Source organism: Streptomyces sp. NPDC093018, assembly GCF_040684035.1.
Lineage (GTDB): Bacteria > Actinomycetota > Actinomycetes > Streptomycetales > Streptomycetaceae > Streptomyces > Streptomyces murinus.
In genome coordinates this window covers 45,032-54,719 of the sequence record NZ_JBFBFF010000026.1, presented here as the reverse complement: position 1 = coordinate 54,719, position 9,688 = coordinate 45,032, and the positions used below count along the sequence as shown (strand labels likewise).

At 68.1% G+C, this 9,688-nt stretch carries 13 protein-coding genes and 2 pseudogenes; 7 read left to right on the top strand and 8 right to left on the bottom strand.

Going from position 1 to position 9,688, the window contains the following annotated elements; all coding sequences use genetic code 11:
- The first annotated feature begins 38 nt into the window (after window positions 1–38).
- Genes pstC through pstB form a run of 3 tightly spaced genes read left to right on the top strand, consistent with a single transcriptional unit; the run spans window position 39 to window position 2,915 of the window.
- Window positions 39–1,043, top strand: a complete 1,005-nt coding sequence (gene pstC, locus AB0N90_RS35795) for a phosphate ABC transporter permease subunit PstC (RefSeq protein WP_361682631.1) — start codon at window positions 39–41, stop codon at window positions 1,041–1,043.
- Window positions 1,040–2,101: a phosphate ABC transporter permease PstA gene (gene pstA / locus AB0N90_RS35790; RefSeq protein ID WP_361682629.1), complete on the top strand. Its 1,062-nt coding sequence runs from the start codon at window positions 1,040–1,042 to the stop codon at window positions 2,099–2,101. The genes pstC and pstA overlap by 4 nt, the downstream gene beginning before the upstream one ends.
- A 37-nt stretch (window positions 2,102–2,138) precedes the next feature.
- A complete protein-coding gene (gene pstB, locus AB0N90_RS35785) occupies window positions 2,139–2,915 on the top strand; it encodes a phosphate ABC transporter ATP-binding protein PstB (protein ID WP_085565458.1) in 777 nt (258 codons plus the stop codon).
- 112 nt (window positions 2,916–3,027) lie between these two features.
- Here the strand turns inward: pstB and AB0N90_RS35780 are convergent.
- Together AB0N90_RS35780 and AB0N90_RS35775 are read right to left on the bottom strand one after the other, a co-directional pair.
- Window positions 3,028–3,315: pseudogene (locus AB0N90_RS35780) on the bottom strand (NUDIX domain-containing protein); the annotation flags it as partial.
- A gap of 9 nt (window positions 3,316–3,324) precedes the next feature.
- Window positions 3,325–3,483 carry a hypothetical protein gene (locus AB0N90_RS35775; RefSeq protein WP_351006830.1) on the bottom strand — a complete coding sequence of 53 codons (159 nt, stop codon included), beginning with the start codon at window positions 3,481–3,483 and terminating at the stop codon, window positions 3,325–3,327.
- A 114-nt stretch (window positions 3,484–3,597) separates the two neighbouring features.
- On the opposite strand from AB0N90_RS35775, the gene AB0N90_RS35770 reads away from it, so the two are divergent.
- Both AB0N90_RS35770 and AB0N90_RS35765 read left to right on the top strand, forming a co-directional pair.
- Window positions 3,598–4,464, top strand: a complete 867-nt coding sequence (locus tag AB0N90_RS35770; RefSeq protein WP_365203463.1) for a hypothetical protein — start codon at window positions 3,598–3,600, stop codon at window positions 4,462–4,464.
- A 180-nt stretch (window positions 4,465–4,644) separates the two neighbouring features.
- Entirely contained in the window at window positions 4,645–4,806 is a 162-nt protein-coding gene (locus AB0N90_RS35765; RefSeq protein ID WP_164932561.1) for a hypothetical protein, read from the top strand.
- A 20-nt stretch (window positions 4,807–4,826) separates the two neighbouring features.
- Here the strand turns inward: AB0N90_RS35765 and AB0N90_RS35760 are convergent, their stop codons facing one another.
- Window positions 4,827–5,171, bottom strand: coding sequence for a metal-sensitive transcriptional regulator (locus tag AB0N90_RS35760; RefSeq protein WP_085565448.1), 345 nt, complete (start codon window positions 5,169–5,171; stop codon window positions 4,827–4,829).
- Between the two features lie 233 nt (window positions 5,172–5,404).
- Here AB0N90_RS35760 and AB0N90_RS35755 point away from each other — a divergent pair, with 233 nt between their 5' ends.
- Both AB0N90_RS35755 and AB0N90_RS35750 read left to right on the top strand, forming a co-directional pair.
- A complete protein-coding gene (locus tag AB0N90_RS35755; RefSeq protein ID WP_037653474.1) occupies window positions 5,405–6,025 on the top strand; it encodes a DUF47 family protein in 621 nt (206 codons plus the stop codon).
- A 7-nt stretch (window positions 6,026–6,032) separates the two neighbouring features.
- Window positions 6,033–7,031, top strand: a complete 999-nt coding sequence (locus AB0N90_RS35750; protein ID WP_085565449.1) for an inorganic phosphate transporter — start codon at window positions 6,033–6,035, stop codon at window positions 7,029–7,031.
- A 90-nt stretch (window positions 7,032–7,121) separates the two neighbouring features.
- Here the strand turns inward: AB0N90_RS35750 and AB0N90_RS35745 are convergent, their stop codons facing one another.
- From AB0N90_RS35745 to AB0N90_RS35725, 5 genes and pseudogenes are all read right to left on the bottom strand, one after another.
- Window positions 7,122–7,550 (bottom strand): hypothetical protein, encoded by a 429-nt coding sequence (locus tag AB0N90_RS35745; RefSeq protein ID WP_365203461.1) that lies wholly within the window; start codon window positions 7,548–7,550, stop codon window positions 7,122–7,124.
- Window positions 7,551–7,554: 4 nt separating this feature from the next.
- Window positions 7,555–7,995 carry a hypothetical protein gene (locus tag AB0N90_RS35740; protein ID WP_365203459.1) on the bottom strand — a complete coding sequence of 147 codons (441 nt, stop codon included), beginning with the start codon at window positions 7,993–7,995 and terminating at the stop codon, window positions 7,555–7,557.
- 61 nt (window positions 7,996–8,056) lie between these two features.
- Complete coding sequence (locus tag AB0N90_RS35735) at window positions 8,057–8,887, bottom strand: helix-turn-helix transcriptional regulator (RefSeq protein ID WP_365203457.1); 831 nt, start codon at window positions 8,885–8,887, stop codon at window positions 8,057–8,059.
- Window positions 8,884–9,414 (bottom strand): DUF6879 family protein, encoded by a 531-nt coding sequence (locus AB0N90_RS35730; RefSeq protein ID WP_365203456.1) that lies wholly within the window; start codon window positions 9,412–9,414, stop codon window positions 8,884–8,886. Before AB0N90_RS35730 ends, AB0N90_RS35735 begins: the two co-directional genes overlap by 4 nt.
- Window positions 9,398–9,594 (bottom strand): annotated as a pseudogene (locus tag AB0N90_RS35725) (hypothetical protein). The gene AB0N90_RS35730 and the pseudogene AB0N90_RS35725 overlap by 17 nt, the downstream one beginning before the upstream one ends.
- Window positions 9,595–9,688 lie beyond the last annotated feature (94 nt).

Here is a 9,688-nt window from a genome sequence, read left to right as displayed (position 1 = left end):
CCCACCGGGACGAGCGGCTCCGCAGACCGGAGAACCCGATGGACATAACGAAGACAACCGACGTACCACCCCCCGCACCCCAGCCGACCGCCGAACCGAAGAAGAGCGCCAACCGCAGCGCCACCCGCGCCGGTGACCGCATCTTCCTCGGGCTGTCCCGCGGCTCCGGCATCCTGCTTCTGGTGATCATGGCCGCGATCGCGGTCTTCCTCACCTACCGCGCGTCCCTCGCGATCAGCAAGGACCACGGCAACTTCCTGACCACCTTCGAGTGGAACACCAACCTGATGCCGCCGTCGTTCGGCATCGCGGTCCTCGCCTTCGGCACGGTGGTCTCCTCGATCGTCGCCATGGCCCTCGCCGTGCCGGTCGCGGTCGCCATCGCGCTGTTCCTCACGCACTACGCCCCCCGCAGGATGAGCGGCCCGGTCGCCTATGTGATCGACCTGCTCGCCGCGGTGCCGTCCATCGTGTACGGCCTGTGGGGCGCCCTGATCCTCGTACCGCACCTGAACGGCCTGTTCGGCTGGCTCAACGAGTACCTCGGCTGGACCGGGATCTTCTCCTGGCAGGGCGGCGCGCCCCGCTCGATGCTCACCGTGGGCATCCTGCTCGCGATCATGATCCTGCCGATCATCACCAACGTGAGCCGCGAGGTCTTCCGCCAGGTCCCGCGGATGCACGAGGAGGCCGCGCTGGCCCTCGGCGCCACCCGCTGGGAGGTCATCCGCATGTCGGTGCTGCCCTTCGGGCGCTCCGGCGTGATCTCCGCCTCGATGCTCGGCCTCGGCCGCGCGCTCGGCGAGACGATGGCCGTGGCCACGGTCCTCTCCCCGACCTTCGACATCCAGACCAGCCTGCTCGACCCGGGTGGCGGCACCTTCGCCCAGAACATCGCCAGCAAGTTCGGCGAGGCGACCCAGGACGGCCGGGACGCGCTGATCGCCTCCGGTCTGGTCCTGTTCGTCATCACCCTGCTGGTCAACGGCGCGGCCCGCGCGATCATCGCCCGCCGCAAGGAGTACTCGGGGGCCAACGCATGAGCACCGCAGCCGTCACCGACAAGCGCCGCAGCTCGCTGCGCAGCGCCAGCCTGCCGAAGTGGTCGCCGTGGGCGATCGCCGCGGGCTCGATCGTGGTCGCGGTGGGCATCGGCGAGGGCGCCGGACTGACCAGCCACATCCAGTGGGGCCTGATCGCCGCGCTGCTGTTCGTCCTCGGCACCTATGTCATCGCCTCCGCGGTGGAGGGCCGCCGCCAGGCCAAGGACCGCATCGCCACCTCGCTGGTGTGGGTCGCCTTCCTGATCGCGCTGCTCCCGCTGGTCTCGCTGATCTGGACCACGGTCAAGCGCGGGGTGAAGGTCCTCGACCCCTACTTCCTGACGCACTCCATGGGCGTCGTCGCCGACTCCGAGCCGGGCGGCGGCATCTACCACGCGATCATCGGCAGCCTGGAGCAGGTCGGCCTCGCCACCCTGATCGGCGCGCCGGTGGGTGTGCTCACCGCGATCTACCTGGTGGAGTACGGCCGCGGCGGCCTCGCCCGCGCGGTCACCTTCTTCGTCGACGTCATGACGGGCATCCCGTCGATCGTCGCCGGTCTCTTCATCCTCAGCCTGATGCTGATGGCCGACATGCAGCCCTTCGGCTTCGCCGGCTCGCTGGCGCTGGCGATCCTGATGATGCCGGTCGTGGTCCGCTCCACGGAGGAGATGCTCAAGCTCGTACCGAACGAGCTGCGCGAGGCGTCCCTGGCGCTCGGTGTGCCCAAGTGGCGCACCATCCTGAAGGTGGTCCTGCCGACCTCCATCGGCGGCATCACCACGGGCATCATGCTGGCCATCGCCCGTATCGCGGGTGAGACGGCGCCGGTCCTGCTGCTGGTGTGGGGCAACTCCTTCATCAACAACAACCCGTTCTCGGGTGCCCAGCAGGCGCTGCCGCTGTACATCTACCAGCAGTACTCGCAGAGCTCCGGTTCCACGGCGGCGTACGACCGCGCCTGGGCGGCCTCGCTCACGCTGATCGCCTTCGTGATGATCCTCAACCTGGCGGCCCGCGGCATCGCCCGCTGGAAGGCCCCGAAGACCGGTCGCTGACGCGGCCCCTCAGCGACTGACGGAAGTGAAGCAAGTAATGGCCAAGCGAATCGACGTAAGCGGACTGACCGCCTACTACGGCTCCCACAAGGCGATCGAGGACATCTCGATGACCGTCGAGCCCCGCTCGGTGACGGCGTTCATCGGGCCCTCCGGCTGCGGCAAGTCGACGTTCCTGCGCACCCTGAACCGTATGCACGAGGTCACCCCGGGCGGACGGGTCGAGGGCAAGGTGCTGCTCGACGACGAGGACCTGTACGGCAACGGGGTCGACCCGGTGTCGGTGCGGCGCGAGGTGGGCATGGTCTTCCAGCGCCCGAACCCGTTCCCCACGATGTCGATCTTCGACAATGTGGCGGCCGGTCTCCGGCTGAACGGCAACTACCGCAAGAGCGAGCTGAACGACGTCGTCGAGAAGTCGCTCAAGGGCGCGAACCTCTGGAACGAGGTCAAGGACCGGCTGAACAAGCCCGGCGCCGGCCTCTCCGGTGGCCAGCAGCAGCGGCTGTGCATCGCCCGCGCGATCGCGGTCGAGCCCAAGGTGCTGCTGATGGACGAGCCGTGCTCCGCGCTCGACCCGATCTCCACGCTCGCGATCGAGGACCTGATCGGTGAGCTGAAGGAACGGTTCACGATCGTCATCGTCACGCACAACATGCAGCAGGCGGCGCGCGTCTCCGACCGCACGGCCTTCTTCAACCTCGCGGCGGTCGGCCAGCCCGGCCGGCTGATCGAGATCGACGACACGGAGCGGATCTTCTCCAACCCGTCGGTCCAGGCGACGGAGGACTACATCTCCGGCCGCTTCGGCTGATCCCCCGATTTCCTCACCGGTGCTGCATGGCGGTGCCACCGGGAGGATGCAATGGGCCCGCCCCCGATCTCCGGGGGCGGGCCCACGGCGTTCGCCGTCCTCCGCCCGCCCGCTACCGGGCCGCGGGCATGGTGCCCTCGCGCCAGTCGTTCACGCGCTTGCGGATGGCGGGGACCATCGGAAGCGAGTCGACTTCCGGGGGCCGGAACCAGCGGACGTCCGTGGACTCCTCGGACACGGCCAGTCGTCCGGCCGTGGGCCGGGCCAGGAAGCAGACGGAGAACTCCTGCCGCACCTCACCGTCGTCGTAGGCGAAGACATGACGCGGGTTGCTGTACGTCCCGACGATGCCGACGATCTCGACGTCGAAGCCGGTCTCCTCGCGCGTCTCGCGGACGGCGGTTGCGCGCTAGCAGCCGCTCTCGTGCCGCGTCGCGTCCGTTCTCGCCTGGCTGCGTGCCCTGCGGGCCGGGCCGCGCCAGCCGCAGGTGCAGCGGGCCACGCAGAAGCGGCCCTGTTCGGTCGTCGTCGTCAGATGGTCCGGGTCCCGCGCGTCCTGCTCCGCCACGCCGTCCACCGTACCGAGAAGCCAAGGGCAGAGCGTGACGGCAGTCCCCTACTCGTCGTTAACCGGACGACAGGGGGGCCGTAACGGACGTACCGGCTGGGGGAAGGCAGGGCGATGGAACGGCGGCAGTACAGACGGCGCACGGTCAGGACGGCCGGTGCGCTGGGCCTCACGCTCGCGCTGGGCACGGGCGTGGGCGGCTGCTCGGATCTCGGGCTCCCCGCCGAGGACGTCAGCAGCGGCGCGGGCGATCCGATCACCCTGCTGACCGGCGCCGCCGCGGCGCTGACCGACGCGGGCAGCTCCAAGGCGGGCACCGCCATGGAGATGGCCACGGGCGGCACCCGGGTCACCATCCGCGGCAAGGGGGTCTACGACTACGTCCACCGGCTCGGCCGGCTGACCGTCGTACTCCCCGAGGACCCGGCGGGCGCCGAGGAGCACCGCCCGCTCACCGAACTCCTCGCGCCCGGCGCCCTGTTCATGAAGAACCGGGGGGCCGGGGTGCCCGCCGACAAATGGGTGCGGGTGGAGACGGCCACGCTCTCCGACGGCAATCTCGTCACCGGTGGCGTCACCGACCCGTACACCGCCGCCGAGGTGCTGCGCGGCACCCGGCGGGCGAGCTATGTCGGCCGTACCGAGCTGGCCGGCGTGCCGGTGCGGCACTACCGGGGCACCGCCGACCTCGCCCACGCGGCCCGGTACGCACCCGCGGACGTACGGAAATCCCTGGCAGCCGCGGCGAAAGGGTTCGCCACGGCGCAGGTGCCCTTCGACGCCTACCTGGACGACCAGGGCCGTCTGCGCAAGCTGCGCCAGCGCTTCAGCTTCGTCAACGGCCGCCAGAAGACGCCCGTCGCGGTCACCTCGACGACCCTGCTGTACGACTTCGGCGCCCCCGCCGTCGTCGCACTCCCGCAGGAGAGGGACATCTACGCCGGGCGTATCGCGGAGGACGCGGGGACCGACGGGGCCTGAGAGAACCTGACAGGGGCTGGCAGGGACTGTCAGAGGCTGACAGGGGCTGAATCCGGCCAGCCGCCGACCCCGTACTAGTCCCTTGACGCCACCCCGTAAGTAGCCCGTCCGTGCCATGCGCGGTAGGTAAACCGCCTCCTACCCTAGGAGTTCGGTGACGTCAGGGAAGAGGTGAGGCGGGTGGCGGCGGTCGGCGGTACGGCGGTTCAGGACCATGTGGCCCTCGCCGAGATCGAGCTGTGCGGCGAGCTGATCATCGCGGCCTCGGCCGCCGAGGACCGGCTCAGCCTGGAGAGCATCGACGAGGTACTGCGGGTGGAACGGCAGGAACGAGACAGCTGACGGCGCCGCGGCGACGGGCCTCAGGTGCGCAGCAGGCGGCCGATCGCCTTCGTCGCCTCGTCCACCTTCGCCTCGATCTCGTCCCCGCCCTTGAGGGCCGCGTCCGCCACGCAGTGCCGCAGATGCTCCTCCAGCAGCTGGAGCGCGAAGGACTGGAGCGCCTTGGTGGAGGCCGAGACCTGGGTGAGTATGTCGATGCAGTAGGTGTCCTCGTCCACCATCCGCTGCAGGCCGCGGATTTGGCCCTCGATCCGGCGCAGCCGCTTGAGGTGCTCGTCCTTCTGCTTGTGGTAACCGTGCGTGGCGTGCTCACCGCAGTCCGTCTGCTCGGAGGGTGCCGTGGCGCCGGCCTCGGTGGTCGTCATAGCGGGCCTCCATCTCGGGACGGGTGTTCTCGGTCACACACCGGGGGACATATCGCCCGGCATACCCCTACTGGGTATATGGTACCGAATTTTGCTGGGTATGGGGGCCTTGGTGCGCCCCCGTGATGATCGCTCTGCTCGATGGGCGACACTGGAGGGCGGCCCGATAGCCGTGGCCGGATGATGCGCCTAGCATCAGCCTGACCGAAACCGAAGCACCCCGAGGACCCCACGTGCGCTTTCGTCTGACCCCCAGGGAGACGAGCTTCTACGACATGTTCGCCGCTTCCGCGGACAACATCGTCACCGGCTCGAAACTCCTGATGGAACTGCTCGGGGCGGACTCCTCCGCCCGGGCCGAGATCGCAGAGCGTATGCGGGCAGCGGAACACGCAGGTGACGATGCCACGCACGCGATCTTCCACCAGCTGAACTCCTCGTTCATTACGCCGTTCGACCGTGAGGACATCTACGCCCTCGCCGGTTCCCTGGACGACATCATGGACTTCATGGAGGAGGCCGTCGACCTCGTCGTCCTCTACCAGGTCGAGGAACTGCCCAAGGGGGTCGAGCAGCAGATCGAGGTGCTGGCCCGCGCGGCCGAGCTGACCGCGGAGGCGATGCCGAACCTCCGCACCATGGACAACCTCACCGAGTACTGGATCGAGGTCAACCGTCTGGAGAACCAGGCCGACCAGATCCACCGCAAGCTGCTGGCGCACCTCTTCAACGGCAAGTACGACGCGATCGAGGTGCTGAAGCTCAAGCAGATCGTGGACGTGCTGGAAGAGGCGGCGGACGCGTTCGAGCACGTGGCGAACACGGTGGAGACCATCGCCGTCAAGGAGTCCTGAGGCGTCGATGGACACCCTGGCTCTGGTCGTGACCGTAGCGGTCGCGCTTCTTTTCACCTACACCAACGGCTTCCACGACTCGGCGAACGCGATCGCCACGTCGGTGTCCACGCGGGCGCTGACCCCGCGGGCGGCGCTGGCGATGGCCGCCGTGATGAACCTCGCCGGCGCGTTCCTCGGCTCCGGGGTCGCCAAGACCGTCAGCGAGGGGCTGATCGAGACGCCGTCGGGCGGTACGGGGATGGGGATCCTCTTCGCCGCGCTCCTCGGCGCGATCGCCTGGAACCTGGTCACCTGGTACTACGGCCTGCCCTCGTCCTCCTCGCACGCGCTGTTCGGCGGCCTGGTGGGAGCGGCGCTCGCGGGCGGTACGGCGGTCCACTGGGACGGCGTGGTCGACAAGATCATCGTGCCGATGTTCCTGTCCCCGGTCGTCGGTCTGATCGTCGGCTACCTCGTGATGCTGCTGATCATGTGGCTCTTCCGCCGCGCCAATCCGCACAAGGCCAAGCGGGGCTTCCGCATAGCGCAGACGGTCTCCGCGGCGGGCATGGCGCTCGGCCACGGTCTCCAGGACGCCCAGAAGACGATGGGTGTCGTGGTGATGGCCCTGGTCATCGCCGGGCACGCCACGTACAACGACCCGATCCCGGTGTGGGTGAAGCTGGTCTCGGCGATGATGCTGTCGCTCGGTACGTACGCCGGCGGCTGGCGCATCATGCGCACGCTCGGCCGGAAGATCATCGAACTGGACCCGCCGCAGGGCTTCGCCGCGGAGGCGACGGGTGCGTCGATCATGTTCGGTACGGCGTACCTCTTCAAGGCGCCGATCTCCACGACGCATGTCATCACCTCGGCCATCATGGGCGTCGGCGCGACGAAGCGCGTGAACGCGGTGCGCTGGGGCGTGGCCAAGAACATCGTCCTGGGCTGGTTCATCACGATGCCGGCGGCCGCGCTGGTCGCCGCACTGGCCTTCGGCCTGGTGAAGCTGACGGTCCTCTGACCGTTCCCTCTTCCCCTCCTGCCCACCCTCTCGCCCGGCCGCAGAGCCGACGAGAGGGTGGGCTTTTTTCTGCCCCCGCGGACCGGGACGTCAGCCGGCGTACTGCGGGAAACGGCTGTGCCTCGCCGCGATCTCTCCGGCCGCGAGCACCGGCACCGTGAGATCGCCGGTGACCAGGACGTCCTGGTTGCACCAGGAGCCGTCCAACTGCACGGTCCAGCCGCCAGGCTCCATCACCCAGTCGGCCTCGGAGAGCTTCACGACGACACCGCTTCCGCAGATGAACGCCCGGGACGCCTGCGACACGATCCACTCGGCCTTCCTGGCCTCCGTCACCCCGTCGTTGTGGCACCTCTCGGCCATCCGCCACAGCAGACGCCACCCGACACCGGGCGTCAGCGGCCCCACGTAGGCGAACTGCCGGTCCTCCACGAGCGTGGTCGCGTAGCCGAAGACGGGCCCGAACAGGGAGAAGGCGGTCACCCGCCCCCGGCCCTTCGTTCCTCCGGTGGTCGCCACGGGCTCAGCAGCAGGGGCCGTCACCGCAGCACGCCGGTTCGTTGCAGTCCGCCCTGGTGCCCCACAGGGACTCGTCCACGGAGAAGCCATGGGCACGGATCCGCGCCACGACATCTGCCATCGTCGCCCTGTCCCGGTACCGGGACTTGGGCGCGTGATGGACGAACCGGCCGTACCGGGTCCGGCAGAACTCGGCGTACTCCTCGGTGTGCAGCATGAACGTGTGCCACCCCGGGTCCACGGCCCTGGAGGGCGACATGCCCTCGCCGGTCCGGCCCATGACGTCCACGAACGCCAGGGCCTCGTCCATGATCCGCTCGGCCAGGGAGCGCTCGTACCCGTACTCCTCGGCGCAGAAGTCCGTCAGTCGGGCGAACAGTTCGAGGGGCACGAGGTCGCGTCCGTGCCGCAGGGCGACGGCCGGCCTGTCAGGGGCCACAGTCATGAGGGTTCCTCTCTCCGGTTGAACCGACATGCCTCATCTTCGACAGGCCAGGCGCACCGCTCTAGCCGATTTCCTGTTCCCGCAAGAAATGGTCGCGGATTTCCTCGACCATGCTTCGCATGACATCTCCGGATACGGCGACGGCTGCGAATCCCTCGAATTTCTCGATATAGAGGGCGACGTCTCGCGGATCGGTCACCGCAAGCTCCGCGTGCACGGTTTCCACCGTCACCATGCGGTCGTCCTTGATCGAGAACGAGTGACTGGGGAAATCGGTCTGACGCACCGAAAGTGGTACGACACGGAAGTCGACACCGGGGATTCGGGAAACGGAGATGAGCTTGTCGAGTTGCCCGGCCATCACGAGGGGCGGGACGATTCTCCAGCGCAGCACCGACTCGGTGACGATGAAGCGAAGCTGCCGTCCCGGCTCGTAGAGAATGCCCTGTCTGGCAAGCCGCGCACCTACAGCTCGTGCGAGTTGGTCCGCGGTGAGATTCTTACGGCCGAGCACCGCTTGGACGTATTCCGGCGTCTGAAGCAGGCCGGGTACGAGGGCAGGTTGGAAGAGCCGCAACAGAGTCATACGGGATTCGATCGCCTGGATCTGCTGCTGCTTCCGGTGGTATCCGAGCCGCCGGTACAGACGCCAGGCCGTCGCCTCGGTCGCCGCCGCCCTGGCGACCGACATGTACTCGGCCTTGATTTCTTCGGAAACCCCTAAGGCGGTCAGGATCTGGTCCACGTCCACGACGCTCGGCATCACGCTGCCGTTCTCGATCTTCGACAGCTTCGAACCGGACATGGCCGCCCTGCGGGCGACGGTCTTGGCTTCCAACCCGGATGCCTGCCGCAGCGCCCGCAGCGCGGACCCCAGCTCAGCCTTGTTCACTCCCCGTGCCGTGCCCACCATTCCGCGAACGGCACGGCGTGCGCCAGCGCGGTGTCGCGGTAGGCCCGGAACTCGGCGAGCAGGTCTTCCTCGGCGAATTCGCTCCCAAGGTATTTACCGGCACCGTCGTACGACATCACCGCCGCGGCCGTGTCGTCGAACATCCAGAAGTCGGGCGCGTCCGGGATCGGGTTCGCCTTCTCGGTGACGTCGAGGATGAAGAACTCCTCACCGGCGGTCATGTTGCGCCGGTATCCCCAGGACAGCTCGAACCGGAGATAATCCGTGAGCGGACGGGCCAGAACATGAACGCGGTACACGCGCTTTCCGGCCTCGGTGGCGTTCCCCACCGTGGTCAGCCATTCGGCCGCCTGATACGAATCCGGCTGCTCGCGCCCCGCCAGAAACGCCTGATAGGCATCGACTCCTCCCGACTGGCTGTAGTCGTCCAGCGTTTCGAGCCGGAACGCTTCTCGCTCGAACGCGGTGAACCACTCCCCGAACGTCCGGCTAGACGAGGTTGCCACGGACAGCCTTTCGGATCAGTTCGACGGGGACTTCGACGGGAGCCTCGTGCGGGGGGGGATCTCCCGACCGTGATCGGTCAGCAGGCCTCCTTGCACGACTAAGGTTCCCCGATCGGTGGCATACAGCGTCGGACACTCGCCCTCGTCGCAGTCACCCACCAGCCGCGTCAGCTTTACCACCGCAGACTCCTCCCACTTGCGGACCAGGCGTCATCACTGATCGTCCCGAGTGTGCCGCACGTTCAGCAAGAGCCCCTGGTTTCCATTACTGGAA

Excerpts from the sequence above, each read along its gene's own strand:
- pstC (WP_361682631.1), top strand. The coding sequence starts at position 39 with ATGGACATAACGAAGACAACCGACGTACCACCCCCCGCACCCCAGCCG.
- pstA (WP_361682629.1), top strand. The coding sequence starts at position 1,040 with ATGAGCACCGCAGCCGTCACCGACAAGCGCCGCAGCTCGCTGCGCAGC.
- pstB (WP_085565458.1), top strand. The coding sequence starts at position 2,139 with ATGGCCAAGCGAATCGACGTAAGCGGACTGACCGCCTACTACGGCTCC.
- AB0N90_RS35770 (WP_365203463.1), top strand. The coding sequence starts at position 3,598 with ATGGAACGGCGGCAGTACAGACGGCGCACGGTCAGGACGGCCGGTGCG.
- AB0N90_RS35760 (WP_085565448.1), bottom strand. The coding sequence starts at position 5,171 with ATGACGACCACCGAGGCCGGCGCCACGGCACCCTCCGAGCAGACGGAC.
- AB0N90_RS35750 (WP_085565449.1), top strand. The coding sequence starts at position 6,033 with ATGGACACCCTGGCTCTGGTCGTGACCGTAGCGGTCGCGCTTCTTTTC.
- AB0N90_RS35740 (WP_365203459.1), bottom strand. The coding sequence starts at position 7,995 with ATGACTGTGGCCCCTGACAGGCCGGCCGTCGCCCTGCGGCACGGACGC.